The sequence below is a fragment of the Streptomyces sp. NPDC001536 genome (assembly GCF_042894505.1).
Lineage (GTDB): Bacteria > Actinomycetota > Actinomycetes > Streptomycetales > Streptomycetaceae > Streptomyces.
On record NZ_JBIAVQ010000001.1, the window covers coordinates 96,736 to 123,627 of the forward strand.

Genomic DNA, 26,892 nt, shown 5'->3' on the forward strand with positions numbered 1-26,892 from the left:
GGCCGAAGGGGCCGAAGGGGCCGCTCATTCAGTGAGCGGCCCCTTCGATCTCGGTCAGCAGCGTGCGGGCCTGCCGGAGGCGTGGGTGCTCCGGATCCAGATGCCGCTCGCAGTCGGCCACTGCCTGACGCGCCGCCGCCTCCGCCTCGCTCCGGCGTCCCAGGCCCCGCAAGGCGACAGCGGTGGCCATGGTCAGCCTCCCGCTCTGCGCCCGAACCCGGGGTGGGGCGAATCGGCGCGCTTCGGTGAGGGCCTCGTCGTGGCGCCCCTGGCCGTTCAGACTCTCGACGAGGCCGCAGTGCAGGGACGCGAGTGCGCGTCTTTGGGCCCGGGGCAGGTTCCCCCGGACGATGGTCTCGGCCTCCGTGTGACGGCCCTGCCCGCACAGGGCGTCGGCGAGGTTGGCCAGCACGAACAACTCGATGGTCATCACCTGCATCAGATGCTTGACCCGGGTCAGTTCGCCCAGTAGGGCCGCTGCTTCCGCCTCGGTCTCGCCGTAGCGCTGCTCGGCGTTGAGGACGACCAGGCGGTTCGCCCGCACGGCGTCCAGCAGCAGCCGCTCGGGCGCGGCCGTGTCGTGCAGCTCTGCCGCGAGGGCTTCCATCTCGTGCAGCACGTGCGCCCCGCGCCCGAGGGCACAGGCCGCGGACGTGGCCATGAACCGTGCGTACTGCCCCACAAACACGCGCCGCGAATCCCCGCGGGGGCTTGCCGCTCTCGCCTCCAGCTCCCTGGCCTCGGCCTCGACCTCTTCGAACTTGTCCTCGTCCCAGAGCTGGTTGAGGCGCTCGATGTCAGCCTTGGCCCGCGCGTGGCCCCGTATCGGCCATGTGATCCTCACAAGCGGTGAGAGTACGTCAGGGCCCGCCGCCTCGGCAGGCAGCGGGCCCTCTCCGTGCTCCTCGGGGGAACGGCCGTCAGGCCGTCGTCCACCACACCGTCGTGTCCGACGGGACCTTCGTCTCGCCGTCCGCCTCCGTGATCTCACCGCTGGCGAGGAGGACGCGGCCGTAGGACGGGGTCGTGACCGACTCGCCGCCGGTGTTGGCGACGCAGACGAACTCGCCACGGCGGAAGGCCAGTACGCCCTCGGGGGCACGCAGCCACTCCACCGACTCGCCGGCGCCCAGGTCCGGCTGGGAGCGGCGCAGGCCCAGTGCCGTGCGGTACAGCTCCAGCGTCGAGCCCGGCACACCCGTCTGGGCCTCCACGCTCAGCTCGGCCCAGCTCTCCGGCTGGGGCAGCCAGCTGCCGCCCGTGCCGAAGCCGTACGACGATCCCTCCCGCGTCCACGGGATCGGCACCCGGCAGCCGTCGCGGAATCCGTCCTGGCCGGCGCCGCGGAAGTACGCCGGGTCCTGGCGGACGTCGTCGGACAGGTCCACCACGTCCGGGAGGCCCAGTTCCTCGCCCTGGTAGACGTATGCCGAGCCCGGCAGCGCCAGCATGAGCAGGGTCGCCGCGCGAGCGCGGCGCAGGCCCAGCTCCCTGTCGCCCGCCGTGCGGATCTGGGTGCCGAGGCCGGGCGGGTTGGCGAAGCGGGTCGCGTGGCGGGTCACGTCGTGGTTCGACAGCACCCAGGTCGCCGGGGCGCCCACGGGGGCCATCGCCTCAAGCGTGCGGTCCACCACCTCGCGGAGCTCGGCCGCGTCCCACGCGGTGCCCAGGTACTGGAAGTTGAAGGCCTGGTGGAGCTCGTCCGGGCGGACGTAGTTGGCGGTCCGCTCGACCGTCGGTGTCCAGGCCTCGGCCACGAAGATGCGCTCGCCGGAGTACTCGTCGAGGATCGTCCGCCACTGGCGGTAGATGTCGTGCACGCCGTCCTGGTCGAAGAACGGCATGACATCGTTGCCCAGCAGCTTCAGCTGGTCGTGGTCGCCGAGGTCCGGGAGGCCCTCCGCCTTCACCATTCCGTGCGCCACGTCGATACGGAAGCCGTCGACGCCCATGTCCAGCCAGAAGCGCAGGATGGAGCGGAACTCGTCGCCGACCGCCGGGTGTTCCCAGTTGAAGTCGGGCTGCTCGGGGGCGAAGAGGTGCAGGTACCACTCGCCGGGCGAGCCGTCCGGCTCGGTGACCCGCGTCCACGCCGGTCCGCCGAAGATCGACTCCCAGTCGTTGGGCGGGAGTTCGCCGTTCTCGCCCTTGCCGGGGCGGAAGTGGTAGCGGTCCCGCAGGGCGGAACCGGGGCCTTCGCGCAGGGCCCGCTTGAACCACTCGTGCTGGTCCGAGGAGTGGTTGGGGACCAGGTCGACGATGATCCGCAGGTTCAGCTCGTGCGCGTCGCGGATCAGCGCGTCCGCGTCGAGCAGGTTGCCGAACATGGGGTCCACGGCCCGGTAGTCGGCGACGTCGTAGCCGGCGTCGGCCTGCGGGGAGGCGTAGAAGGGGCTGAGCCACACGGCGTCCACGCCGAGGTCGCGCAGGTACGGGAGTCGGGAGCGTACGCCTTCCAGATCGCCCATGCCGTCGCCGTTGCTGTCGGCGAAGCTGCGCGGATAGACCTGGTAGATCACCGCGTCCCGCCACCAGTCACGGTGCTGGGCGACGGTGGCTACGGCGGAGGTCGGGGCCGGGTCGGCAGTGTGCTGCTGGCTCATGGCGTCCTTGCGTAACGGAGTCATCGGGTCAGGTGGGGGTACGGGGGGCGGGTGAAACAGAGGCGGCCGCGGTGTCAGCGGGGTCGGATGGACACCGCGGCCGCCACCCGTGCCCCGAAGGGGCGCGGGGAACTGCGCGACCAGCCACGACGGCGCTGCAGCCGATCGACGAACAGACGCGGCACTTACCCCTTCGTTCCACCCGCGGTGAGGCCGGTCACCAGGTTCTTCTGCACGAGGTAGAAGAACGCCGACACCGGTATGGCGATCAACACCGCGGTCGCGGCCATCAGGTTGCGCTGCGCATCGTGCTCACTCACAAAGCTCTGCAGACCGACCGCGAACGTGTACTTCGTGTCGGACAGCATGAACGTCGACGCGAACGCGACCTCACCGAACGCGGTCAGGAAGCTGTAGAACGCGGCGACCGCGAGCCCCGGCTTGGCGAGCGGAAGGATCAGTCGGGTGAACGTGCCGAAGGGGGTCAGCCCGTCGACGCGGCCGGCCTCGTCGATCTCGAACGGGATGGTGTCGAAGTAGCCCTTGAGCAGCCAGGCGCAGTACGGCACCGCGGTCGTGCAGTACACGAGGATGAGCCCAAGGTAGCTGTCGATGAGCTGCAGGTCCGAGAGCATCTGGTACATCGGCACCATGAGTACGGCTACCGGGAACATCTGGGTCACCAGAAGCACCCACATGAACTTCCGGTAGCCCGGAAAGCGCATCCGGGAGACGGCGTAGCCCGTGGTCGCGGCGATCAGCACGCCGATGACGGTGGTGCCGAGCGAGACGATCAGCGTGCTCTTCAGCCAGTCGAAGAAGGCCGTGTGCTGGAGGACGAACGAGTAGTTGTCGAACGACATCTTGTCCCAGATGCCGCCGGGGTGGAGGTAGTCGTCCTTGTCCGGACCGAGGGACAGGAAGATCAGCCAGACGATCGGGAACAGCGCGATCAGACACGCGACGATCAGGATGCCGTGGGAGACGAACGAGCCGGCGAGGCTGTTCTCGCCGCGGCGCCGGATCCGGCGGGGGGCGTGCGAGGAGCGCTGCTCGCTCACTTCGGCGGGGGTGTCGACAGTGGTCGTACTCATGGGAACTCCTGCCTCAGATCGCGAGCTGCTGGTCATTGCGGTTCAGCCAGCGGCGGTAGAAGGAGGTGAAGACGATCAGGATGGCCAGCAGCAGGATGCCGTAGGCGGCGGACTGCGCGAAGTCGCGCGGCTGCTGTCCGAAGCCGAGGAAGTAGGCCCATGTGACCAGGATCTGGGCGTCGGGGGCGGTGTTGCCGAACAGCAGGAAGATGACGGCGAACTGGTTGAACGTCCAGATGACGCCGAGGAGCACGACGGTGGAGCTGACGGACCTGAGGCCCGGCAGGGTCACGTGCCTAAAGCGCTGCCAGGCGGTGGCGCCGTCCATCTCGGCGGCCTCGTAGAGCGAGCCGTCGATGGACTGCAGTCCGCCGAGCAGCGAGACCATCATGAACGGCACACCGCACCAGGTGTTGACCATGATCGCGGCGAACCGCTGCCAGAAGGTGTCCTCCAGCCACAGCGGTGTCGGCAGGTGGAGGGTTTCCAGGAAGCTGTTGATGACGCCGCCGTCGGCGAGCATGAAGCGCCAGCCGAAGACGGTGACGAAGGTCGGCACGGCCCAGGGCAGGACGAGGATCAGCCGGTACAGCGTCCGTCCCCGCAGCTTCTGGTTGAGCAGCAGCGCGAGGCCGAGGCCGAGGCAGTAGTGCAGGGTGACGCAGAGCGCCGTCCAGACGATGGTCCAGATGAAGTGCGACCAGAAGCGGTCGTACGCCGTCGGGCCCCACAGGATGTCGGCGTAGTTGTCGAGGCCGATGAACTTGTAGGTGGCATCGATGTGGTTGACGCCGATGGTGCGGGCCGTGTTGAGGCTGTTGGCGTCGGTGAGTGTGAGGTAGACGCCGTAGATCAGGGGGTAGAGCACGAGGACGCCGAGCACGATCGCCACCGGGGCGATCATCGCGTAGGCGTACCAGTGCTTCTGGTAGCTGCGCTTGAAGCGTTGGCCCAGCCCGGGCCGCGGCGCGCGGTCACCGCGGCGCTTGCCGGTGGCGCGGTCGATGGCGACTGTCATGTTCGACACCTTCTGGGAGTTCTACGGCACTGAGAAGTGGCTGGGCGCAGGCCGGTGGCCGCCGGATCTCTCCCCCCATGTCGGGAGATCCGGCGGCCACCAGGGCTCACTTGCTGAAGTCCGGCACCAGCTTGGCGATGGCGGTCTCGGCGTTGCTCAGGCCCTTGTCGAGGGACTCCTTGCCGCCGGCGATCTTGGGCAGCTCGGTGTCCAGCGGGCCCCACAGGGAGCTGTACTCGGGCAGCGCCGGGCGCGGCTGGGCGGCGGAGAGGACCGTGCCGTAGCCGGCGATGCCCGGGTCGGCCTTGACCTCGTCGGTGTAGGCGTCGTCACGGGTGGGCAGCGTGGAGTTCTTCAGCGCGATGGTCGCCTGGGACTTCGCGGAGGTCATGAAGTTGAGGAACTTCAGCGAGGCCTTCTGGTGGGCGGCGTCGGAGCCGGCGTAGACCGAGAGGTTGTGGCCGCCGGTCGGGGCGCCCGCCTTGCCGGTGGAGCCGGCCGGGACGGTGGCGATGCCGAGGTTGGCCTTGTCCTTGAACGCGGCGCCCTTGTAGAAGTTGGTGATCTCCCACGGGCCCTGGATGATCGAGGCGACCTTGCCGTTGACGAACGCGTCCTGGATGTGGGCGTAGGCGTCGGCGGTGGTGTCGGCCTTGTGCAGGCCCTTGCCGGAGAAGAGGCTCAGCCAGGTGCCGTACGCCTTCTTCGCGGCGTCCGAGTTGACCGTGATCTTCTTGGCGTCGGCGTCGACGGTGTCGGTGCCCTCGCCGTAGAGGAAGGACTGGGCGTAGTAGGCCTGGGTGGAGCCCCAGTAGCCGTCGACGCCGGTCTTGTCCTTGATCGTGGCGGCGGCCTTCTTCAGGTCGTCCCAGGTCTTGGGGGCCTCGACGCCGGCCTTCTCGAAGAGCTCCTTGTTGTACACAAGGGCGAGCGTGTCCGTGACGATCGGGACGCCGTACGTCTTGCCCTCGTACTTGGCCTGCTCGATCAGGTTGGACTTGAACTTGCTCTGATCGGCGAGGGCCTCGGTGCCGTCCAGCGGCAGGAAGTAGCCCTTCTTGGCGAAGGCGGGGGTCCAGCCGACCTCGGAGCGCAGCACGTCCGGGGCGCCGGAGGCGCCGGCGGCGGTGTCGAACTTGTTCTGCGCCTGGTCGAAGGGGACGTTGACGTACTTGACCTTGACGTCCTTGTTGGCGGCCTCGAACTCCTTGATGAGGGCCTTGTACGTCGGCGCCTCATTGGTGGCGTTGGAGGTGTCCCACCAGGTGATGGTGACCGGGCCGTCGGCCTTGTCGCCGCTGTCGCTGTCTCCGCCGCAGGCCGTCGCCGCGAGGGCGAGGGACGCCACCAGCGCGGTGGCCGCTATGCCACGCCGCATGAGTTCTCCTTGAGGGTGAAAGCCCGTGTGTGCAGGGATGGCCCCGTCTGCCGTCCTGCCTGCGCAGGGGGCGGTCCCGTCCGCCGTCCCTGTCGCTGTCCGACTGCGCCGTTGCGGCCGCCGGGCGTGGCCGAACGTAACAGCGATGTAAGCGCCGCGAAAGGTCTTGCAGCAAAAAAGTGCAAGACATCATCGAAGTTATCCGGGCGTGACCTCTCGGCAACCGCCGTGAGACGCTTGTTTCCGGCGGTGGGGCGGCACAGCGCGGGTTGTGCAAGACTCTGCAAGCTCTTGCCATCACTTTCATGAGGGAGCGGGATGACGCAGCAACCCGGACCCGGTCGGCCAACAGGTCGGTCGCGACGTCCAATTGGTGTGCAAGGGCAGATACGGGCGGTACAGTCCACCCCTGTGACCACACGGCTTGCCGACATCGCTGCACAGGCGGGGGTCAGTGAAGCGACTGTCAGCCGCGTCCTCAACGGGAAGCCCGGCGTCGCCTCCACCACCCGCCAGTCCGTGCTGGCCGCACTCGACGTGCTCGGCTACGAACGCCCGGTGCGTCTGCGGCAGCGCAGCGAGGGCCTGGTGGGCCTGATAACGCCGGAACTGGAGAACCCCATATTCCCGGCGCTGGCCCAGGTCATCGGGCAGGCGCTGACGCGGCAGGGCTACACCCCCGTCCTCGCCACCCAGACCCCCGGCGGCTCCACCGAGGACGAGCTCACCGAGATGCTCGTCGACCGGGGCGTGGCCGGCATCATCTTCGTCTCCGGACTGCACGCGGACACCTCCGCCGACATGCAGCGCTACGAGCAGCTGCGCGGCCAGGGTGTGCCCTTCGTCCTCGTGGACGGCTTCTCGCCGAAGGTGCAGGCGCCCTTCATCTCCCCCGACGACCGCGCGGCGATGACGCTCGCGGTGACGCATCTGATCTCGCTGGGGCACACGAGGATCGGTCTGGCGCTGGGCCCCAAGCGGTTCGTGCCCGTGCAGCGCAAGATCGAGGGCTTCGTCCGCGCGATGCAGGACCAGCTGGGGCTGGCCGCGGAGGCGGTCGAGACGGAGCTCGTCCAGCACTCCCTGTACACCCTGGAGGGCGGTCAGGCGGCCGCCACGGCGCTGATCTCCCGCAACTGCACGGCGGTGGTGTGCGCCAGCGACATGATGGCGCTGGGCGCGATACGGGCGGCCCGCCAGCTCGGTCTGGACGTGCCGAAGGACATCTCGGTGGTCGGCTTCGACGACTCCCCGCTGATCGCCTTCACCGACCCGCCGCTCACCACGGTCCGCAAGCCGGTGCCGGCGATGGGCCAGGCCGCGGTGCGCACGCTCCTTGAGGAGATCGGCGGGACGCCCGCGCCGCACAGCGAGTTCGTGTTCATGCCGGAGCTGGTGGTGCGCGGTTCGACCGCGTCGGCCCCTGGGGACCGGAATCGTCCCTAAGGCGGAGAATCCGGGTTCTGGGGCCCTGCGCTGGTAGGAGTGAGGGGACTCGTCTCGCCGTAGAACATGCATCCCGGACCCGACCGAGGGATGATCTGGGGGCAAGGGCTTTTCTGGCAGACTCTGTGTCCATGGGTGATCCGACCGTGACGACACTGGAAGGCCGCGAAGAGGCCGTTCGCCAGCCTGTCGCGGCCGATACGAGGCCGGGCTTTCTGGGCCGGCTGCGCACCCCGCGCCGCCCCCGCCTCTGGTTCGAGATCCTGCTGATCGCGGTGAGTTACTGGACCTACTCACTGATCCGTAACGCGGTCCCGGAGCAGAAGGCCGAGGCGCTGCGCAATGCCGACTGGATCTGGCGGGTCGAGCACGACCTGGGGATCGCGGTCGAGGAGTCGGTCAACCACGCGGTGAATTCCGTGACTTGGCTGATCGTGGGCATGAACTACTACTACGCGACGCTGCATTTCGTGGTGACGCTCGGTGTCCTTGTGTGGCTCTTCCGCAGTCACCCGGGCCGCTACGCGGCGACGCGCATGGTGCTGTTCGCGACGACCGGCGTGGCCCTCGTCGGTTACTACCTGTATCCGCTGGCCCCGCCCCGCCTGATGAACGGCGGCGGCTTCATCGACACGGTCATGGTCCACCAGACGTGGGGCTCGATGGCTTCCGGCGACCTCAAGAACATGTCGAACCAGTACGCCGCGATGCCGTCCATGCACATCGGCTGGTCCCTGTGGTGCGGCCTGACGATCTTCGCCCTGGCGTCGGTGCCGTGGGTGCGCGTCCTGGGCCTGCTCTACCCGACGGCCACCCTCGTGGTCATCGTCGCCACCGCCAATCACTTCTGGCTCGACGCGGTGGGCGGCATCCTGTGCCTGGCCTTCGGCTACACGGTGGCACGCCTCTGGTACGGGGCGCTGCCGTACCGCCTGCCGAAGCTGGTGCCGGCGGTGGCCCTCAAGCAGCCCCGGCCGCAGCCCGCATCGCCGCGATGAACGCCCGGAGCGCCGGCTGGGGCGGGGCCGTCTCGCGTACCGCCGCGTAGATCGAGCGTGAAGGCTCCGGGCTCCGCAGTTCCCGTACGACCACTCCCGGCCGGACACCGACCCCCAGCCCCAGCCGGGGGATGAGGCTCACCCCGAGCCCCGCCGCGACGAACCCCTGGGCGGTGACGTAGTCCTCGCTCTCGACCACGAACCGCGGCCGGAACCCCGCCGCCTCACAGGCCGCGAGCTGGGCGTCGAGGCAGGGGCCGGGCCATTCGCTGCCGACCCAGGGTTCCTCCGCGAGGTCGGCCATCTCCAGCGCCTCGGCACCCGCCAGGGGGTGGCCCTCGGGAAGCACCGCGAGGTACGGGTCGTCCAGCAGGTGGAGGAACCGCACGCCCTCCTGGCCGGAGGCCCGCGGCCCCACCACCAGCGCCAGGTCCGCCCGGCCCTCGCGCACGTCCGGCAGCGGGTCCTCGGGGTCGATGAGCTTCAGCTCGATCTGTACACCCGGGTGCTCCGTCCGCAGCCGGGCGACCGCCGGGGCGACCAGGGACGCGCCCGCCGTCGCGAAGTACCGCACCGAAAGCCGGCCCGTCCGCCCCGCCAGCAGATCCGCCAGGGCGGTCTCCGCCTCGGCGACCTGGCGGCTGATCGTGTCCGCGTACTCGGTCAGGAGCAGCCCCGCCGCCGTGGGGCGCACCCCTCTCCCGACCCGTTCCAGCAGATCCGTCCGCGCCTCCTTCTCCAGCGCGGCGATCTGCTGGCTCACGGCGGAGGGCGTGTAGCCCAGCACCGTCGCCGCTCCCGTCACCGATCCGCTGCTCACCACGGCCCGCAGCACCTGCATCCGACGCACATCCAGCATGTAGCCCAGCTTAACAACTCATCCAGAACTCTTCACTTGTCCTCACGCGTCGGCTCCCGGACCGTAGAGGCATGTCTCCCGCCTCCACGCTCCGCATGGCAGCCCTCGCCCTCCTGTGGGGCTCGGGGTTCCTCTGGATCAAGCTCGCCCTCAACCACGGCCTCTCCCCCGCCCAGATCACCATCGTGCGCTGCGCGCTGGGCACCGCGACCCTGCTGGTGCTGGCCCGCTCGGCCGGTCAGCGACTGCCCCGCTCACGGGCCACCTGGGGACACCTGGTCGTGGCCGCGCTGTTCTGCAACGCCATCCCGTTCGCCCTGTTCGCGGTGGGCGAGCAGAACCTCGACTCCGGCATCGCGGGCGTCCTGAACGCGACGACCCCGCTGTGGTCCCTCCTCATCGGCCTGCTCCTCGGCACCGACCGCGGCCTGCGCCCCGGACGCCTCACCGGCCTCCTCCTCGGCTTCGCCGGCACGGTCCTGATCTTCGCCCCCTGGGACCAGTCGGGCCTGCTGAGCTGGAGCGCGCTCGCCCTGCTGGGGGCCGCGGCGAGCTATGCGGTGGCGTTCGCGTACATGGCCCGCAAACTCACGGACAAGCAGGCACCGATGGCGATGTCAGCGGCTCAGCTGCTGATGGCGACGGGTTGGACGACCTTGTCCCTCCCGGTCGCGGGCCCGGTGGACGCCGACATCACTGCCCTCCTGGCGGTCACCGCCCTGGGAGTCCTGGGCACAGGCGTGACCTTCTACCTGAACTACCGCCTGATCGCGGACGAGGGGGCGACGACGGCGGCGACGGTGGGTTACTTGCTGCCAGTGGTGTCGGTGGCGCTGGGTGCACTGCTGCTGGGCGAGCAGGTAGGGATCCGCGTGCTGGTGGGCATGGCGATCGTACTGACAGGCGTGGCGCTGACCCGCGTGGAAGGGGCGCGGGGCTGTGCTGGATCTGCGGCTACCGCCGCGCGGGCGCGAGCAACCACGACGGCGCCGCAGCCGAAAACCGGAGCTCACGCCCCGTAGAACAACGTCTCCACTACTGCTCGGGCCCTGCGCGCCGTACGCCGATAGTCATCCAGCATGTCCCCCACATGCCCAGGCCCGTACCCCAAGTACCGCCCTACCGCGGCAAGTTCACGCGGGTCGGAGGGAAACGTGTCCCCGGCCCGCCCCCGCACCAACATCACCGCATTCCGCACCCGGGTAGCCAACACCCAAGCCTCGTCGAGGATCTCGGCATCCTCACCCGAGATGAGATCCGCAGCGCACGCCGCAGCAAGCGCCTCCCGCGTCCGAGTCGTCCGCAGCCCCGGCTCCGCCCACCCATGCCGCAACTGCAAGAGCTGCACAACCCACTCGACGTCGGACAACCCCCCCGGCCCCAACTTGGTGTGCAGCTTCGGATCGGCGCCGCGAGGCAACCGCTCCGACTCCATCCGCGCCTTCAGCCGCCGGATCTCCCGTACGGCATCGTCACCGAGCCCCTCCGCCGGATACCGCAGAGGATCGATCAGCTCGATGAAACGGCTCCCCAAGTCCTCGTCGCCGGCGACGACTTCGGCCCGCAGCAGTGCCTGTGACTCCCAGACCAGGGACCACCGGCGGTAGTACGCCTCGTACGACTTCAACGTCCGTACGAGCGGCCCGGACTTGCCCTCGGGACGCAGGTCGGCGTCGATGAGCAGGGGCGGGTCCGCGCTCGGGAGCTGGAGCAGGCGGCGCATCTCGGAGACGACCTTGTTGGCGGCCTCGGAGGCGGACTGCTCGGGGACGCCGTTGCGCGGCTCGTGGACGAAGAGGACGTCCGCGTCGGAGCCGTAGCCGAGTTCGTGACCGCCGAAGCGGCCCATGCCGATGACGGCGAACCGGGTGGGCAGGGTGTCGCCCCAGGTGTCGCGGACGACCGCGCGCAGGGTGCCCGCGAGGGTCGCCGCGGTGAGGTCGGAGACGGCACCGCCGACCCGGTCCACCAGGGCGCCCTGGTCGGCCTCGGCGGGCTGGGTCTCGGTGCCGTAGGAGCCGACGATGTCGGCGGCGGCGATACGGAACAGCTCGCGGCGGCGTACTCCGCGGGCCGCGGTGACGGCCTGTACGGCGCCGTCCGCGCGTCTGACCGCGGCGAGGATCTCCTGCTCAAGACCGGCCCGGCCGCGCGGATCGAGCCCTCCTTCACTGTCGCCCAGCAGCGCCACCGCCTCCGGTGCGCGCATGAGCAGGTCGGGGGCGAGGCGTCCGGCGGACAGCACGCGGGCGAGGTTCTCGGCGGCGGCGCCCTCGTCGCGCAGCAGCCGCAGGTACCAGGGGGTCTTGCCCAACGCGTCCGAGACCTTGCGGAAGTTGAGCAGACCGGCGTCCGGGTCGGCGGAGTCGGCGAACCAACCCAGCAGTACGGGAAGGAGGGTTCGCTGGATCGCGGCCTTGCGGGTGACGCCGGAGGCGAGCGCCTCGATATGGCGCAGGGCCGCCGCCGGGTCGGCGTACCCGAGCGCGACGAGCCGTTCCCGGGCGGCCTCCGGGCTCAGCCGGGCCTCGCCGGGCGCGAGTTGGGCGACGGCGTCGAGCAGCGGCCAGTAGAAGAGCTTCTCGTGCAGCCGCCGTACGACACTGGTGTGCCGCTTCCACTCACGGTTCAGCTCGACGACCGGATCGGTGCGCAGGCCCAGGGAGCGGCCGATGCGGCGCTGGTCGGCCTCGTCCTCGGGGACGAGGTGGGTGCGGCGCAGCCGGTAGAGCTGGATGCGGTGTTCCATGGAGCGCAGGAAGCGGTAGGCGTCGTCGAGTTGTACGGCGTCGTCGCGGCCGACATAGCCGCCGGCGGCGAGGGCCTGGAGCGCGTCGAGGGTGGTGCCGCTGCGGAGGGAGGCGTCGGCCCTGCCGTGCACCAACTGGAGGAGCTGCACGGCGAATTCGACGTCGCGCAGACCGCCGGGGCCCAGCTTCAGCTCGCGCTCGACCTCGGCGACCGGGATGTTCTCGACGACCCGGCGCCGCATCTTCTGGACGTCGGCGACGAAGTTCTCGCGTTCGGCGGCCTTCCAGACGAGAGGTTCCAGGGCGGCGACGTACTCCTCGCCGAGCTCGATGTCTCCGGCGACCGGCCGGGCCTTGAGAAGGGCCTGGAACTCCCAGGTCTTGGCCCAGCGCTGGTAGTAGGCGAGGTGGCTGGAGAGCGTGCGCACGAGGGGGCCGTTGCGGCCTTCGGGGCGGAGGTTGGCGTCGACGGGCCAGATCGATCCCTCGACGGTCGTCTCGGAGCAGATCCGCATCATGTGCGAGGCGAGCTTGGTGGCGGAGCGCAGGGCCTTGCCCTCGTCGGCCCCCTCCACCGCCTCCCCGACGAAGATGACATCGACGTCGGACACGTAATTGAGCTCATGGCCACCGCACTTGCCCATCGCGATGACCGCGAGCCGGCACAGCGCGGCGTCGTCCGGAGCGGCCGCCCGCGCTATGGCGAGGGCGGCGCGCAGGGTCGCGGTGGCGAGGTCGGCGAGCTCGGCGGCGGTCTCGGCGATGTCGGTGGTGCCGCACACGTCACGGGCGGCGATGGACAGCAGACAGCGCCGGTAGGCGACGCGCAGGGAGACGGGGTCGCCGGCCTCGGCGAGCCCGCGCTCGAACTCCTCCACGCCGGGATGCAGATCGCGCGGCTCGTACATCACGAGCGCCTGCCAGTCCCCGGCATGCCGGGCGAGATGCTCGGCGAGCGCGGCGGAGGCCCCCAGCACCCCCAGCAGACGGTCGCGCAACGGCTTGGCCGCTATCACCGTGTCCAGCAGCTCGCGGCGGGCGGTGGGGGCGGGCTGCGCCTCCAGCAGCCGTACGAGGCCATGCAGCGCGAGATCGGGGTCGGCGGTGGCACCGAGGGCTTCCAGGAGCACCGGATCATTGCGTACGCCGGTCAGCTCCGGGCCGTCCAGCAAGCGCTCGGCAGCCGAGGGATCGGTGAACCCGTGCCGCAGCAGCCGACTGAAGGTACTGCTCCTGCGCCCCGGCGCCGTCATCCTCGGCCTCCTCCGATCAAGGTCGTACCTGCTTGAGCCTAACCGGAGAGGGTGCGAGAAGCGCCGGGGCGGATCGAGGGGGTGGGGCGGGGTGAGGACGGGGTGGGGTGGGGACTGGGGCGCGGGGCGCCGTCGTCCTGTCAGCGGGTCACCACCACCGTGGCCGGGCGGGACGGGTCCGTGAGGACCGTGTCGCCGGGCATGCGGCCCGGGGCCGTGGTGTCGTCGAGGGGTGGGAGGTAGGCGGCTGCGACGGGGTGGCCCGCCAGGGGGACGTAGACCCGTTGGACGGTGCCGGGGGTGCCCTCGCCGGGCAGGGTGGCGTACTGGATGTCGAGGCAGCGGGCGCGCAGGCGGGTCAGTACGGCCGTCACGGGCGTGTCCGGCTCGACCGTCGGGAGGACCAGCCGCGAGGGCTTCTCGCATCCGGGGTCGCCCGGCGGCGGGACGGGGTGTCCGGACCGACCCCCGTGCGGTCCGGACAGGGTCAGGCTGCTGAGGTCGCCGACGGCGGCGTGCGTGGTGTCGACGCGGATCGTGTCGTCGCGCAGCCACTGCAACGGGTGTCCGTCGAGGTCGGCCAGCACCCACTCCGCGGTGTCGACCAGGAAGCCCGTCTCGACCGCGGCCTCCTCGGGCGGGACCAGCCGCGGGAGCGTCCGCCCGCGCGAGGCCCGTTCCGTACGGGATTCGGGCCAGTGCCGCAGCACCACCAGCAGCCGCCCCTCCGGACGGGCGAAGGAGTGTGCGCGGCCCGCGGGAACGGCGTAGGACCCGGCCGGGGTGACCGCCGCACGGGAGGCCCCGTGGAACTGGACGCCGCCGCGGGGGCCGAGCGTGAAGCGGACGGTCGTGAAGGCCTCGCCCTTCGCGGGGGCGGTCTTCGTGGTCGCGGCCTCGCAGCCGGTGGCGAGCAGGGCCGCGACGAGCGTGGCGGCGCCCGCGGCGAGGGCGGCGGTCCGGTGCGGACGCGGGTGGCCGCGACCGTCGTAGGGGCGCAGGTGGGAACGCATGGGATGCCTCCGTCTCTCCCGGCAGCCGGAGCGCTGCCTGAGTCGACGATGCCCCCATCAACTGCCCCGGCCCATTCGTCATTTGACGAATCCCGGTGTTCACGGGTGGCGCGGGAGTACGTTCACAAGGAGGCGAGGACCGTCCTCGGGAGGCACCCATGACGACGGCGGAAGCGCATCTACGGCGTATGGCGGACGTCCTGGCGGAGGCGCGCCAGGACCGGTCGGGCGGGGTGCCCCCGGGGTCCCTGCTGCTGGGGTTGCAGCGCCTGGTCCCCTGCGACGCCGCCAGTTTCTGTGAGCTGGACATCCCGACCAGGCGGGCGCTCAACAGCCAGGAGACGGTCGAGGAGTACGGCGACTGCGGGATGGACGCGTACTGGCGCTGGCGCCACCAGCACCTCCAATGCATGCAGGTCTGCCGGCCGCACGACGTTCCCGAGACGACGCAGATGGCGGACTTCCTCTCGGTGCGGGAGCTGCGGAACCTGCCGATCTACACCGACTTCCTCGCCCCGCACCCGAACATCGCGGACATCGCGCTGCCCACCGCCCCGAACCGCACCCGTGTGTTCCAGTTCTTCCGCACCGGTCCGAAGCCGTTCACCGACCACGAGATGACCACGCTGACGCTCATGGCTCCCCATGTGTACGACATCTACAAGGAGGCTGCCCGCAGGCGCCGGCCTCCCGTGCGGCTGACCCACCGGGAGCTGGACGTCCTGCGCTGCGTGGCCCGCGGCCTGAACACTCCGCAGATCGCCGAACAGCTCGTCGTCTCCCCCAGCACCGTCCGCAAGCACCTGGAGAACGTATTCGGCAAGCTGGGGGTGTCGAGCCGTGCGGCCGCGGTGGCCCGTGTGTTCCCGGACCCGGAAGCCCTGTGACCGATGAGTTCCTGATCCCCGGCGGGTCTGCCCTTGCGAAGGGAGGCCGCTGATGACCGACAAGCAGCCCGACACCCGCCTCGACCCCCGCTACAGCGAGGCGACCGCCACCGCGACCGACTGGTCCGAGGCGCTGAAGATCCTCGCCGGGGCCGAGCTGTTCTGGATCTCCACGGTCCGGCCGGACGGGCGCCCGCATGTGACCCCGCTGCCCGCGGTCTGGTCGGGCGGGGCGCTGCACTTCTGCACCGGCCCGGAGGAGCGCAAGGCCCGCAATCTCGCGGCGAACCCGCAGGTCGTGCTGACGACCGGCGTCAACACCTGGAACGAGGGCTACGACCTCGTCGTGGAGGGCGAGGCGGTGCGTGTCGCCGACGACGGGCGGCTGCGGGAGCTGGCGGCCGCGTGGGAGGAGAAGTACGGCGAGTTCTGGCGCTTCGAGGTACGGAACGGCAGCTTCCACCACGGTGCCGGGGACGCTTTCGTCTTCTCGGTGGCGCCGCGCACGGTTTTCGGCTTCGGTAAGGGAGAGCCGTTCAGCCAGACCCGCTGGCGATTCACCAGGGAGGACTAGCGATGGACTTCACACTCGAAGTGATTCCGCTGCCCGTGAGCGACATCGACCGAGCCCGGGACTTCTACCGGGACAAGGTCGGCTTCCACGTGGACATCGACCAGGAGATCATGCCGGGCATGCGGATCGTCCAGCTGACCCCGCCGGGCTCCGGATGTTCGATCGCCCTCGGCGACAGCCTCTGGGACCTGACCAACGGGGAGGCCAAGCCCCAGCCCGGTTCCTACCAGGGCCTCCAGCTGTGCGTGGCGGACATCAAGGCGGCCAGGGCGGAACTGGTCGAGCGGGGCCTGGAGGTCTCCGAGCCGGTCCAGTACGCCCCCGACGACGGCGGCACGTTCATGTACTTCAAGGACCCGGACGGCAACGGCTGGTCGATCCAGGAGTACCGCCGCCGGGCCACGGAGCCGCTGCACCAGGTACTGGCGAGGCCGGCGGGGCAGTAACGCGCGAAAAGGGCCGACGGTCGTGAACCGTCGGCCCTTTCCGATGTACGCGCTTTACAGCACCGGCAGGTTCTTCCGCAGCTCGAACGCGGTCACCTCGGAGCGGTACTCCTCCCACTCCTGGCGCTTGTTCCGGAGGAAGAAGTCGAAGACGTGCTCGCCCAGAGTCTCGGCGACCAGGTCGCTGCGCTCCATGAGGGTCAGGGCCTCGCCGAGGTTCTGCGGGAGGGGCTCGATGCCCATCGCGCGGCGCTCGGCGTCGGAGAGGGCCCAGACGTCGTCCTCGGCGCCCGGCGGGAGCTCGTAGCCCTCCTCGATGCCCTTGAGGCCGGCGGCCAGCAGGACGGCGTAGGCCAGGTACGGGTTGGCGCCGGAGTCGATCGAGCGGACCTCGATGCGGGCGGAGCCGGTCTTGCCGGGCTTGTACATGGGGACCCGGACCAGCGCCGAGCGGTTGTTGTGGCCCCAGCAGATGTACGAGGGGGCCTCGCCGCCCGCGCCCGCCGTGCGCTCCGAGCCGCCCCAGATGCGCTTGTAGGAGTTGACCCACTGGTTGGTGACCGCGGAGATCTCCGCGGAGTGCTTCAGCAGGCCCGCGATGAAGGAGCGGCCGACCTTGGAGAGCTGGTACTCGGAGCCCGACTCGTAGAACGCGTTGCGGTCGCCCTCGAAGAGGGACAGGTGCGTGTGCATGCCCGAGCCCGGGTGCTCACTGAACGGCTTCGGCATGAACGTCGCCTGGACGCCCTGCTCCAGCGCCACCTGCTTCATGACCAGGCGGAACGTCATGATGTTGTCGGCCGTGGAGAGCGCGTCGGCGTAGCGGAGGTCGATCTCCTGCTGGCCGGGGGCGCCCTCGTGGTGGGAGAACTCGACCGAGATGCCCATCGACTCCAGCATGGTGATCGCCTGGCGGCGGAAGTCCATGCCGATGTTCTGCGGGGTGTGGTCGAAGTAGCCCGAGTTGTCGGCCGGCGTGGGACGGGTGCCGTCCAGCGGCTTGTCCTTCAGCAGGAAGAACTCGATCTCGGGGTGGGTGTAGAAGGTGAAGCCAAGGTCCGAGGTGCGGGCCAGCGCGCGCTTGAGCACATAGCGCGGGTCCGCGAAGGACGGCGAGCCGTCCGGCATGAGGATGTCGCAGAACATCCGGGCCGTACCGGGCGCCTCGGCGCGCCACGGCAGGATCTGGAAGGTCGACGGATCCGGCTTGGCGATCATGTCGGATTCGTATACCCGGGCGAATCCCTCGATCGCCGAGCCGTCGAACCCGATGCCCTCGTCGAAGGCCTGCTCCAGTTCGGCCGGGGCCACGGCGACGGACTTGAGGAAGCCCAGCACGTCCGTGAACCACAGGCGTACGAACCGGATGTCGCGCTCCTCCAACGTCCGGAGCACGAACTCCTGCTGCTTGTCCATCTTCCGCTTCCCCATCCTTGCTGGTCAGGCCGCCTGTCTCCGGTCCCGCGAGAGACGGTCGGGCACCTGAGCATCCCACCACAACACCATTTCATCCGTGTTGCGGACCATGATCGGCGGGCCGACCTCCGGGCGAACGCCTCACGTACGACAGGTGTACTGTTCTGCGCCCATCTTGCCTGCTCGGACCCGTATAAGTAATGCCGGGCGTGCCGGAACCTGGGCGGGCCCGGATCTCCGCGGGCGCCTTCTCTTCGGCCATTCCTGTGCCCTCCCTTTCAGCGGGCCCCCCTCTCCCCATTACGATCAGCGGACCCGACCGGCCCTCCCTTACCCAGAAGGACACACCCCATGGGTTCCGCCAAGAAGAAGAACTCCGCCGAGCGCCAGGCTCGAATAGCGGAGATGCGGCGCGCCGAACAGGCCCGCGAACGCCGTAACCGGCTCCTCACGATCGGGGCGAGCGTGGCCGTCGTCACCGCTCTCGTCGTGGGCGGCGTCGTGCTCGTGCGGTCGCAGGACGACGGCGGCACGACGGCCGACTCCAGCAACCCGGGGCACTGGACCACGGGCAAGGACGGGGTGAAGACCTGGTCGTCGAAGCTCAGCCAGACCCACGTCACCAAGACCGTGAAGTACCCGATGACGCCCCCGGCCGGCGGTGACCACGACGCCCGCTGGATGAACTGCAACGGCGACGTATACACCAAGGAACTCAACAACATGAACGCCGTGCACTCGCTGGAGCACGGTTCGGTCTGGGTGACGTACACCTCCAAGGCGAAGAAGGCCGACGTCGAGGCCCTGGCGGCGAAGGTGAAGAAGACGCCGTACACGCTGATGAGCCCGTACGAGGGCCAGGCGGCCCCGATCATGCTGACGGCGTGGGGCCACCAGCGGACGGTGACGAGCGCGAGCGACCCGAACGTGGACAAGTTCTTCGAGACGTACGTCCAGGGCGAGCAGACTCCGGAGAAGGGCGCGACGTGCCAGGGCGGTCTGTCGTAGTGAGGAAGGCCGGCTGGATCGCCTCGGGCGCGGCGGCGGTGCTCGTCGCGACCGGGGGGATCACCTACGCCGTCACCCAGGACGACGGCTCCAGCGACACCCCGACCGCGGACTCCGCGGACGCCGGGTTCGCGCGGGACATGGCGGTGCACCACCAGCAGGCGGTGGAGATGTCGTTCATCGTCCGCGACCGCACGAAGAACGAGGACGTGCGGCTGCTCGCGTACGACATCGCGCAGACGCAGGCCAACCAGCGCGGCATGCTGCTGGGGTGGCTGGATCTGTGGAATCTGCCGAAGGTGTCGTCGGACCCACCGATGACCTGGATGGACATGGGCGGCATGGCATCCGGCGAGGACGGCGCTTTGATGCCGGGCATGGCGACCAATACCGAGATGGAGAAGCTGAAGAAGCTCAGCGGCAAGCAGGCCGAGATCTTCTATCTCCAGCTCATGACCGACCACCACAAGGGCGGTGTCCACATGGCCGAGGGCTGTGTCGAGCGCTGCACGGTGAAGGTGGAGAAGGACATCGCGCAGGGCATGGTCAACGCGCAGGAATCGGAGATCGCGCTGATGGCGGACATGCTCAAGGAGCGGGGCGCGAAGCCGCGTTCCTAGCGGGCGAATTGAGGGCCGCAGAGGGTTAACCCTCGGTCCTCGCAGCGCGTTAACCCTCAAATGGCCTTGTCATTAGGTTAATTGGGGTCTTCTTGGGACTCGTATTCCCCTGGCATGAACGGTTCATCGAAAGAGTGGCCACCGTCGAGTGATCCACTCGAGACGAACCGCATACAGGGGGTTCCATGAGATCCAACCGCGCCACTGTGCGTGCCGGTGTGAGCATGGCAGCGACACTGCCCATGATCGCCGGCGCGCTGGCGCTCGGCATACCCGCGGCGCACGCCGCGGACGGCCCGGCACGGGACACGCTGGCGGGTACCAAGCCGGCGTGGGCCACGGCCAAGGCCGACAAGGGCGCCGCCGCCGACAGTTCGCAGGTCTCCGCCCGGGTCTACCTCGCCGGCCGGGACGCGACCGGCCTGGCCGCGTACGCGAAGTCCGTGTCCGACCCGGCTTCGGCGTCGTACGGCAAGTACCTGAGCGCCAAGCAGGCGCAGGCCCGCTTCGGCGCCACTAAGGCCCAGGTGGCCGCGGTGAAGTCGTGGCTGACGTCGGCGGGCCTGAAGGTCACCGGTGTCACGCGGCACTACGTCTCCGTCTCCGGTGACGTGGCCGCCGCCGAGAAGGCGTTCGGCACCCAGCTGCACAACTACGCCAAGGGCTCCAAGACCTATCGCGCGCCGTCGAGGACGGCCTCCGCACCAGAGAGCCTGAACGGCGCCGTGCTGACCGTCACCGGCCTGGACAACGCCCCGCACAAGGCGAGCCACGACGACCAACTGCCGGGCCCGTCCACCGTGTTCAAGAACGCGGGGCCGTTCTCCTCGTACTACGGCTCGAACATCGCGAGCACCCTCCCGGACGCGTACGGCGGCAAGATTCCGTACGCCGTCAAGGGCTACACGGGCAAACAGCTGCGGGCCGCGTACGGCGCGGGCTCGTACACGGGCAAGGGGGTGCGCGTCGCCATCACCGACGCGTTCGCCTCGCCGACCATCGCCTACGACGCGCAGACCTACGCGAACAAGCACGGCGACGCCGCCTGGAAGACCGGCCAGTTGAGCCAGGTGCTGCCCAAGAACTACACGCACACCGGCGCGGACGAGTGCGACGCCTCCGGCTGGTACGGCGAGGAGACCCTCGACGTCGAGGCCGTGCACGCGGTCGCGCCCGCCGCGAACGTGACCTACGTGGGCGCCGCGTCCTGCATGGACGACGACCTGCTGGACTCCCTCAGCAAGATCGTCGACAACCATCTGGCCGACCTCGTCTCCAACTCCTGGGGCGACATCGAGGCCAACCAGACGCCGGACCTCGCGGCCGCCTACGACCAGGTCTTCCAGTTCGGCGCGGTCGAGGGCATCGGCTTCTACTTCTCCTCCGGCGACAACGGCGACGAGGTCGCCAACACCGGGACGAAGCAGGTCGACACCCCGGCCAACTCGGCGTGGGTGACGGCGGTCGGCGGTACCTCGCTGGCGGTCGGCAAGGGCGACAAGTACCTGTGGGAGACCGGCTGGGGCACCGAGAAGGCCACGCTGTCCGCGGACGGCAAGAGCTGGACCGGCTTCCCCGGCGCGTTCACCTCCGGTGCGGGCGGCGGCACCAGCAAGACGGTCGCCGAGCCCTTCTACCAGAAGGGTGTCGTCCCGGACGCGCTCGCCAAGGCCGACAACGCCGCCGGCAACCGCGTCGTCCCGGACATCTCCGCCATCGCCGACCCGAACACCGGCTTCCTGGTCGGCCAGACGCAGACCCAGGCGGACGGCTCCGAGTCGTACAGCGAGTACCGCATCGGCGGCACCTCGCTGGCCTCTCCGGTCATCGCGGCCGTGCAGGCCCTCGCCCAGGAGGCGCGCGGCGGCAAGGCGATCGGTTTCGCCAACCCGTCGATCTACGCCAAGTACGGCACGAAGGCCTACCACGACGTCACCGACAACCCGACGGGCCACCAACTGGCCGTCGCACGCGTCGACTTCGTCAACGGCTACGACGCCACGGACGGCCTGACCACGTCGGTCCGCTCCCTCGGCAAGGACAGCTCGCTGTCCGCGGTGAAGGGCTACGACGACGTCACCGGCGTGGGCACGCCCGCGAACGGCTACGTCGAATCGTTCCGCCGCCACTGAGACCGATGGGGTGGCGTGAGGTGACGTACACCTTGCGCCACCCCATCGCGTCGCTCTGACGATTACACTGGCCCCGTGCCTCCACTGAACTTCTGGTCGATCTATCAGCACGGGTTCGCACGCGTGGCCGCCTGTACGGGCCACACCGTCATCGCCGACCCGCCCGCCAACGCCGAATCGGTCCTGCGGCACGCACGCCGGTGCGCCGAGGAGGGCGTCGCCGTCGCGGTCTTCCCCGAGATGGTCCTGTGCGGCTACTCCATCGAGGATCTGCTGCTCCAGGACGCACTGCTCGACGAGGTCGAGGCGGCCGTGGCGACCGTGGTGGCCGGCTCGGCCGACCTGCTGCCGATCCTGGTGGTCGGCGCCCCCCTGCGGCACCGCAACCGGGTCTACAACTGCGCGGTGATCATCCACCGCGGCCGGATCCTCGGCGTCGTGCCCAAGTCGTACCCCCCGAACTACCGGGAGTTCTACGAGCGCCGCCAGATCGCCGACGGCGCCGACGAGCGCGGCGGGACGATCCGCGTGGACGGCACGGACGTACCGTTCGGCGTCGACCTGCTCTTCGCGGCCGACGACGTCCCCGGACTCGTCCTGTTCGCCGAGATCTGCGAGGACATGTGGGTCCCGGTGCCGCCCAGCGCGGAGGCCGCCCTCGCCGGTGCGACCCTGCTCGTCAACCTCTCCGGCAGCCCCATCACGGTCGGCCGCGCCGAGGACCGCAAGCTGCTGTGCCGCTCGGCGTCCTCCCGCTGCCTCGCCGCCTACGTCTACGCGGCGGCCGGCCTGGGCGAGTCGACCACGGACCTGTCCTGGGACGGCCAGACGATGATCTACGAGAACGGCGTACTGCTCGCCGAGAGCGAGCGGTTCCCGCTCGGAGACTCGTACGCGATCGCCGACGTCGACCTCGACCTGCTGCGCCAGGAACGGCAGCGGATGGGCACCTTCGACGACAACCGCCGTACCCACAAGGCCCGCACGGCCGACTTCCGGACGGTCTCCTTCGCACTCGACCCGCCCCGCACCGACCTGGGACTGCGCCGCCACCTCGAACGCTTCCCGTTCGTCCCGGCCGACGCCGACCGCCTCGCCCAGGACTGCTACGAGGCCTACAACATCCAGGTCGAGGGCCTCCAGCAGCGCCTCGCCGCGATCGGCGGCCCGAAGGTCGTCATCGGCGTGTCCGGCGGCCTCGACTCCACACACGCCCTGATCGTCGCCGCCCGCGCGATGGACCGCGCGGGCCGCCCGCGCAGCGACATCCTGGCCTGGACCCTGCCCGGCTTCGCCACCAGCGACCACACCAAGGACAACGCCCACGCCCTGATGCGCTCGCTCGGCGTCACCGCGGCCGAGCTGGACATCACGCCGACCGCACGCCTGATGCTCAAGGAGATGGGCCACCCGTTCGCCTCCGGCGAGCCGGTCTACGACGTCACCTTCGAGAACGTGCAGGCGGGCCTGCGCACCGACTACCTCTTCCGGCTCGCCAACCACCACAACGGCATCGTGCTCGGCACCGGCGACCTCTCGGAGCTGGCCCTCGGCTGGTCCACCTACGGCGTGGGCGACCAGATGAGCCACTACAACGTCAACTCCGGCGTACCGAAGACCCTGATCCAGCATCTGATCCGCTGGGTCATCAGCAGCGCCCAGTTCGACGACGAGACCGGCAAGATCCTCTCCGCGATCCTCGACACGGAGATCAGCCCGGAGCTGGTACCGGGCGAGGAGATGCAGTCCACCGAGTCCAAGATCGGCCCGTACGCCCTGCACGACTTCACCCTGTTCCACGTCCTGCGCTACGGCTTCCGCCCCTCCAAGATCGCCTTCCTGACCTGGCACGCCTGGCACGACACGGACACCGGCGCCTGGCCCCCGGGATTCCCCGAGGAGAAGCGGGGGACCTACGACCTGGCGGAGATCCGCAAGTGGCTGGAGGTCTTCTGCCGCCGCTTCTTCGCCTTCGCCCAGTTCAAGCGCTCGGCGATGCCGAACGGCCCGAAGGTCTCGGCGGGCGGCTCCCTGTCCCCGAGGGGCGACTGGCGGGCCCCCTCGGACAGTTCGGCGAAGGCATGGCTACGCGACCTGGAGCGCTTCGACCTGCCGGACTGACACACCGGGACCGGCATCCGGGGGTCACCGTCTGCGCCCGTACGCCGACGCCGACACCGCCAGCACGGACAGCACGACCAGCGCCCCGGCCGGCCCCAGCACCGTCCACGGCGCCAGCTCCACGTACGGCTGGTTCTCCGACAGCAGCCGGCCCCACTCCGGGGTCGGCGGCTGTTCGCCCAGGCCCAGGAAGCCGAGCGAGGCCAGGACGAGGATCGTGGTCGGCAGACGCAGCAGGGCGTTGCGCAGGACGCCCGGGAGCGCCGCGGGGACGTAGTGGTGGCGGAGCAGATAGCGCGGACCGGCGCCGAAGGACAAGGACGCCAGCAGGTGCCCGCTCGCCCGTTCCTCCTCGATGAGCGCCGCGGTCTGCGCTGCGTACGGGCTCCAGCCGACCAGACACACCGCGAGGGCCGCGCCCCAGACCGACGGCCCGGTCACCGCGGTGGTCAGCAGCCCGGCGAGGACGGCCGGGAGGGTCGAGACGACCTCCGTCAGACCGGTGCCCACCCGTGTCGCCGTGCCGAGCAGAAGTCCGGCCACGACACTGACGGCGGTCACCGCGAGAGCCACCCCGGCGGTGCGCAGCGCTCCGTGGCCGAGACGGGCCAGCAGATCGCGGCCGAGGGCGTCGGTGCCCAGCGGATGCGTGAGCGAGGGCGGCAGCAGCCGGGCGGTCGTGTCGACGTGCAGGGGATCGCGCGACAACCCCGCCACCAGCAGCGTGAGCAGAACGACCGCACAGAACCCGGCGATCCACGGCAGCGAGCGCGGCCGCCGGAGCACGGGCACCACGAGCGCGGGCAGGGCGCCGGCACGCAGGGCGGGGCCCAGGAGAGCGCGGCGCAGGGCCTGCACGACGAGACCGGCGGTGACGCCGAGCAGGATCAGGACGAGGGTCGCGGACTGAAGAAGCGGGAGGTCCTGGGCCTTGGCGGCGTCCAGGGCGAGGCGGCCGAGGCCGGGGATGTTGAAGATCTGCTCCACGGCGACCGCGCCGCCGACCAACGCCACGACGGTCGGCAGGAGTTGCGGCAGCACCCCGGACAGGGCACGCCGCAGCGCGGTGCGGGCGATGGCGCCGGCCGGCAGCCCCGAGGCGTACCAGGTGCGCGCCCAGGGCTCCTGGAAGGCGGCGGGCAGCGACCGGTCGAGCAGCCCGCCGATCATCGCCCCGGACGGCACACCGAGGGCGAGCGCGGGCAGCACCATCGCCTGCGGCCCCTCCCACCCGCTGGACGGGAACCACCCCAGCCACACCCCGAACACGGTGGCGAGCACGGAAGCGAGCAGGAACTTGGGCAGCGCGGCCAGAACGGCCGCCCCGACACCGGTCCGCGCCTTCCTGAGCCGCCGCCGGGAACCGAGATAGACCGTCCGGGCACAGACCATGGCGGCCACCACGGCCGTGACCACGAACGCGCCGAGCATCAAGGTGACGGAGACCGCGAAGGCAGTACTCAGCTGCGGCCCCACGTGCTCCCCCGACACCCAGGACACCCCCGCGTCCCCGCGCACCAGCCCGCCCAGCCAGTCCAGGAGATGGGCCAACGGCCCGTCGTCGAGCCCGAGTTGCTCGCGTACGGCGGCCAGCTGGGCCGGCGTCGGGTCCTGCTCGGCGGACCGGGCCCGCAGCACCGTCAGCGCGGGGTCGGTCCGGGACAGCCAGGGCAGCAGGGCGACGACCGCAAGCAGCACGGCGCCGGCGACCAGGCGGCCGCCGGCGGTACGAAGGCGACCGTCCGTCACTTCAGCCGCGTGTCGAGGTCGACCAGCGAGCGCTCGCGCGGGTCGAGGAGCACGCCCTCGACATCGGTGGCGATGCCCTGCACGGCCTGCTCGTGGACCAGCGGCACGACGGCGTCGGTGCGCAGGATCTCCGCCTCGGCCCGCATGACCTTCTGCTGCCGCTCGGCCGCGTCCCCCTCCGCGGCGGCCGACTTGATGGCCTGGTCGACCTTGGCGTCCTTCAGACCCGCGATGTTGTAGACACCGTCACTCGTGAAGTCACTGGCGAGATAGGCGACCGCGTCACCGGTGTCGAGCAGCGTCACACGGGAGAAGACGAGGGCGTCGTACTTGCCCGCGAGCAGATCGGCCTCCATCTGCGTGTACTCACGCACATCCTGCTTCACGGTGAACCCGGCCTTCTCCAGCTGCTGCTGAAGCACGCTCGCGGCCTCGGGAAGCTCGGACCGGTTGGTGTAGGTGGCCAGGCGCAGGGTCTTGCCCTCGGTCCGGGACTTCACCTGAGCGACCGTGGCGGCCTCGACACGCCCCGCAACCTCCACGCGCTTGTCGGCGGCCCAGGAGACAGCCGGCCCGAACAGCCCCTGCGCGGGATCGGCGTACCCCCCGAAGACGGAGTCGACGAGAGCGGCCCCGTCCACGGCCTCACGAGCGGCCGCCCGCAGCGAGGCATCAGTAAAGATGCCACTGCCGGTGTTGAGAATGAGACTGTCGGTCCGCACGGAGGGCACCTCGTGCCGCGTGTCCTCATCGAGCAACTTCGCCTGGGCGGTGGGAATCCACTCGGCGATGTCGACATCACCGCCACGCAGCGCGTTGGCCCGGGCGGTGCCGTCGGCGATCCAGGTCACATCGATGCCGGACGCCTTGGCCTTGCCACCCCAGTAGCCGTCGTACCGGTCAAGAGAGGCCTTGGTCTTGCCGGTCAACTTGGTGACCTCGAAGGCCCCGGTCCCGGTACCGACAGGACTGACACTGCCATCCGCCGCATACGCCTTCGCGGCGAGAATCCCGAGCGCAGGACTGGCAAGCCGCAACGGAAGCACCGGATCGGCGGTCTTGGTAGCGATCGTGACGGTGTCGGCGTCATCGGCCTTCACCGTCAGGCTCACATCGCTCAGGACTCGGGGCTTGGTCTCCGCCTCATTGGCATGCTCAAGAGCATTGACGACCGCCTCGGCGGTGACCGAGGTGCCGTCCTGGAAGGTGGCCTTACGAAGCTCAAAAACCCACGTGTTGGCGTCCTTCCGCTCCCACGACTCGGCCAGCGCGGGCACGGCACCCCCGTCCTCGTCCAGCGCGGTGAGCCCCTCGGCCACGGAGAGCTTGCTCAGCACGGTGGCGTCATTGCTGTACGGCGACAACGCCTGCACCGGCGGCACCGCGAGAGCAACCTTCAACCGAGCACCGGAGCCTCCCGCGGCATCAGCATCCGAGCCGTCCTCCCCCGACACAAAACATCCGGTCAGCAAAGGAGCGAGAGCAAACGCCGCGAGCAGACGGCGAGGTGTGGGGCGCATGGCGATG

At 70.0% G+C, this 26,892-nt stretch carries 21 protein-coding genes; 10 read left to right on the forward strand and 11 right to left on the reverse strand.

Translation table 11 applies throughout. The features are described 5' to 3' along the window. Positions 1-28 precede the first annotated feature (28 nt). The 5 genes from ACFY0U_RS00435 to ACFY0U_RS00455 form a co-directional block, all read right to left on the reverse strand. Positions 29-844 carry a tetratricopeptide repeat protein gene (locus ACFY0U_RS00435; RefSeq protein ID WP_388627991.1) on the reverse strand — a complete coding sequence of 272 codons (816 nt, stop codon included), beginning with the start codon at positions 842-844 and terminating at the stop codon, positions 29-31. A 76-nt stretch (positions 845-920) separates the two neighbouring features. Then, positions 921-2,603 (reverse strand): glycoside hydrolase family 13 protein, encoded by a 1,683-nt coding sequence (locus ACFY0U_RS00440; protein WP_388627994.1) that lies wholly within the window; start codon positions 2,601-2,603, stop codon positions 921-923. Between the two features lie 185 nt (positions 2,604-2,788). After that, on the reverse strand, positions 2,789-3,697 hold the full coding sequence (locus ACFY0U_RS00445) for a sugar ABC transporter permease (RefSeq protein WP_388627996.1): 909 nt from the start codon (positions 3,695-3,697) through the stop codon (positions 2,789-2,791). Between the two features lie 13 nt (positions 3,698-3,710). After that, positions 3,711-4,715, reverse strand: coding sequence for a carbohydrate ABC transporter permease (locus ACFY0U_RS00450; RefSeq protein ID WP_388627998.1), 1,005 nt, complete (start codon positions 4,713-4,715; stop codon positions 3,711-3,713). A 106-nt stretch (positions 4,716-4,821) separates the two neighbouring features. After that, entirely contained in the window at positions 4,822-6,093 is a 1,272-nt protein-coding gene (locus tag ACFY0U_RS00455; protein ID WP_388628001.1) for an extracellular solute-binding protein, read from the reverse strand. 411 nt (positions 6,094-6,504) lie between these two features. Here ACFY0U_RS00455 and ACFY0U_RS00460 point away from each other — a divergent pair, with 411 nt between their 5' ends. Then, positions 6,505-7,539: a LacI family DNA-binding transcriptional regulator gene (locus ACFY0U_RS00460; RefSeq protein ID WP_388628004.1), complete on the forward strand. Its 1,035-nt coding sequence runs from the start codon at positions 6,505-6,507 to the stop codon at positions 7,537-7,539. Positions 7,540-7,670: 131 nt separating this feature from the next. After that, positions 7,671-8,537 carry a phosphatase PAP2 family protein gene (locus tag ACFY0U_RS00465; protein WP_388628007.1) on the forward strand — a complete coding sequence of 289 codons (867 nt, stop codon included), beginning with the start codon at positions 7,671-7,673 and terminating at the stop codon, positions 8,535-8,537. Here ACFY0U_RS00465 and ACFY0U_RS00470 read toward each other — a convergent pair. After that, positions 8,500-9,396 (reverse strand): LysR family transcriptional regulator, encoded by an 897-nt coding sequence (locus ACFY0U_RS00470; protein WP_388628010.1) that lies wholly within the window; start codon positions 9,394-9,396, stop codon positions 8,500-8,502. The genes ACFY0U_RS00465 and ACFY0U_RS00470 overlap by 38 nt on opposite strands. Positions 9,397-9,467: 71 nt before the next feature. On the opposite strand from ACFY0U_RS00470, the gene ACFY0U_RS00475 reads away from it, so the two are divergent. After that, on the forward strand, positions 9,468-10,418 hold the full coding sequence (locus tag ACFY0U_RS00475) for a DMT family transporter (RefSeq protein ID WP_388628013.1): 951 nt from the start codon (positions 9,468-9,470) through the stop codon (positions 10,416-10,418). Here ACFY0U_RS00475 and ACFY0U_RS00480 read toward each other — a convergent pair. Next, on the reverse strand, positions 10,406-13,399 hold the full coding sequence (locus ACFY0U_RS00480) for a bifunctional [glutamine synthetase] adenylyltransferase/[glutamine synthetase]-adenylyl-L-tyrosine phosphorylase (RefSeq protein WP_388628016.1): 2,994 nt from the start codon (positions 13,397-13,399) through the stop codon (positions 10,406-10,408). The two genes, ACFY0U_RS00475 and ACFY0U_RS00480, sit on opposite strands and share 13 nt — an antisense overlap. 140 nt (positions 13,400-13,539) lie before the next feature. Further along, positions 13,540-14,412 (reverse strand): hypothetical protein, encoded by an 873-nt coding sequence (locus ACFY0U_RS00485; protein WP_388628019.1) that lies wholly within the window; start codon positions 14,410-14,412, stop codon positions 13,540-13,542. A 158-nt stretch (positions 14,413-14,570) separates the two neighbouring features. Here ACFY0U_RS00485 and ACFY0U_RS00490 point away from each other — a divergent pair, with 158 nt between their 5' ends. Genes ACFY0U_RS00490 through ACFY0U_RS00500 form a run of 3 tightly spaced genes read left to right on the forward strand, consistent with a single transcriptional unit; the run spans position 14,571 to position 16,319 of the window. Beyond that, positions 14,571-15,299 (forward strand): response regulator transcription factor, encoded by a 729-nt coding sequence (locus tag ACFY0U_RS00490; protein ID WP_388628021.1) that lies wholly within the window; start codon positions 14,571-14,573, stop codon positions 15,297-15,299. Between the two features lie 52 nt (positions 15,300-15,351). Further along, entirely contained in the window at positions 15,352-15,873 is a 522-nt protein-coding gene (locus ACFY0U_RS00495; protein WP_388628024.1) for a pyridoxamine 5'-phosphate oxidase family protein, read from the forward strand. 2 nt (positions 15,874-15,875) lie between these two features. Then, complete coding sequence (locus ACFY0U_RS00500; RefSeq protein WP_388628027.1) at positions 15,876-16,319, forward strand: VOC family protein; 444 nt, start codon at positions 15,876-15,878, stop codon at positions 16,317-16,319. A gap of 54 nt (positions 16,320-16,373) precedes the next feature. On the opposite strand, the gene ACFY0U_RS00505 is transcribed toward ACFY0U_RS00500, so the two are convergent. Beyond that, positions 16,374-17,735, reverse strand: a complete 1,362-nt coding sequence (locus ACFY0U_RS00505) for a glutamine synthetase family protein (RefSeq protein WP_266830106.1) — start codon at positions 17,733-17,735, stop codon at positions 16,374-16,376. 351 nt (positions 17,736-18,086) lie between these two features. Between ACFY0U_RS00505 and ACFY0U_RS00510 the strand changes: the two genes are divergently transcribed. The 4 genes from ACFY0U_RS00510 (at position 18,087) to ACFY0U_RS00525 (ending at position 23,616) form a co-directional block, all read left to right on the forward strand. Continuing rightward, a complete protein-coding gene (locus tag ACFY0U_RS00510) occupies positions 18,087-18,743 on the forward strand; it encodes a DUF3105 domain-containing protein (RefSeq protein ID WP_388628029.1) in 657 nt (218 codons plus the stop codon). Then, positions 18,722-19,363, forward strand: a complete 642-nt coding sequence (locus ACFY0U_RS00515; RefSeq protein WP_388628031.1) for a DUF305 domain-containing protein — start codon at positions 18,722-18,724, stop codon at positions 19,361-19,363. The genes ACFY0U_RS00510 and ACFY0U_RS00515 overlap by 22 nt, the downstream gene beginning before the upstream one ends. Positions 19,364-19,548: 185 nt before the next feature. Next, the gene (locus ACFY0U_RS00520; protein ID WP_388628034.1) at positions 19,549-21,495 is read left to right on the forward strand and encodes a protease pro-enzyme activation domain-containing protein; all 1,947 of its coding nucleotides are present in this window, start codon (positions 19,549-19,551) and stop codon (positions 21,493-21,495) included. 75 nt (positions 21,496-21,570) lie between these two features. After that, complete coding sequence (locus tag ACFY0U_RS00525; RefSeq protein WP_388628037.1) at positions 21,571-23,616, forward strand: NAD(+) synthase; 2,046 nt, start codon at positions 21,571-21,573, stop codon at positions 23,614-23,616. 24 nt (positions 23,617-23,640) lie between these two features. On the opposite strand, the gene ACFY0U_RS00530 is transcribed toward ACFY0U_RS00525, so the two are convergent. Together ACFY0U_RS00530 and ACFY0U_RS00535 are read right to left on the reverse strand one after the other, a co-directional pair. Continuing rightward, positions 23,641-25,365, reverse strand: coding sequence for an ABC transporter permease subunit (locus ACFY0U_RS00530; RefSeq protein ID WP_388628039.1), 1,725 nt, complete (start codon positions 25,363-25,365; stop codon positions 23,641-23,643). Next, the gene (locus ACFY0U_RS00535; RefSeq protein ID WP_388628042.1) at positions 25,362-26,885 is read right to left on the reverse strand and encodes an ABC transporter substrate-binding protein; all 1,524 of its coding nucleotides are present in this window, start codon (positions 26,883-26,885) and stop codon (positions 25,362-25,364) included. Before ACFY0U_RS00535 ends, ACFY0U_RS00530 begins: the two co-directional genes overlap by 4 nt. Between the last annotated feature and the right edge of the window lie 7 nt (positions 26,886-26,892).

Coding starts and splice junctions, on each gene's coding strand:
- ACFY0U_RS00465 (WP_388628007.1), top strand. CDS start 7,671: ATGGGTGATCCGACCGTGACGACACTGGAAGGCCGCGAAGAGGCCGTT.
- ACFY0U_RS00480 (WP_388628016.1), bottom strand. CDS start 13,399: ATGACGGCGCCGGGGCGCAGGAGCAGTACCTTCAGTCGGCTGCTGCGG.
- ACFY0U_RS00470 (WP_388628010.1), bottom strand. CDS start 9,396: ATGCTGGATGTGCGTCGGATGCAGGTGCTGCGGGCCGTGGTGAGCAGC.
- ACFY0U_RS00520 (WP_388628034.1), top strand. CDS start 19,549: ATGAGATCCAACCGCGCCACTGTGCGTGCCGGTGTGAGCATGGCAGCG.
- ACFY0U_RS00495 (WP_388628024.1), top strand. CDS start 15,352: ATGACCGACAAGCAGCCCGACACCCGCCTCGACCCCCGCTACAGCGAG.
- ACFY0U_RS00510 (WP_388628029.1), top strand. CDS start 18,087: ATGGGTTCCGCCAAGAAGAAGAACTCCGCCGAGCGCCAGGCTCGAATA.
- ACFY0U_RS00455 (WP_388628001.1), bottom strand. CDS start 6,093: ATGCGGCGTGGCATAGCGGCCACCGCGCTGGTGGCGTCCCTCGCCCTC.
- ACFY0U_RS00505 (WP_266830106.1), bottom strand. CDS start 17,735: ATGGACAAGCAGCAGGAGTTCGTGCTCCGGACGTTGGAGGAGCGCGAC.
- ACFY0U_RS00485 (WP_388628019.1), bottom strand. CDS start 14,412: ATGCGTTCCCACCTGCGCCCCTACGACGGTCGCGGCCACCCGCGTCCG.
- ACFY0U_RS00500 (WP_388628027.1), top strand. CDS start 15,876: ATGGACTTCACACTCGAAGTGATTCCGCTGCCCGTGAGCGACATCGAC.
- ACFY0U_RS00445 (WP_388627996.1), bottom strand. CDS start 3,697: ATGAGTACGACCACTGTCGACACCCCCGCCGAAGTGAGCGAGCAGCGC.
- ACFY0U_RS00450 (WP_388627998.1), bottom strand. CDS start 4,715: ATGACAGTCGCCATCGACCGCGCCACCGGCAAGCGCCGCGGTGACCGC.
- ACFY0U_RS00440 (WP_388627994.1), bottom strand. CDS start 2,603: ATGAGCCAGCAGCACACTGCCGACCCGGCCCCGACCTCCGCCGTAGCC.
- ACFY0U_RS00475 (WP_388628013.1), top strand. CDS start 9,468: ATGTCTCCCGCCTCCACGCTCCGCATGGCAGCCCTCGCCCTCCTGTGG.
- ACFY0U_RS00535 (WP_388628042.1), bottom strand. CDS start 26,885: ATGCGCCCCACACCTCGCCGTCTGCTCGCGGCGTTTGCTCTCGCTCCT.
- ACFY0U_RS00490 (WP_388628021.1), top strand. CDS start 14,571: ATGACGACGGCGGAAGCGCATCTACGGCGTATGGCGGACGTCCTGGCG.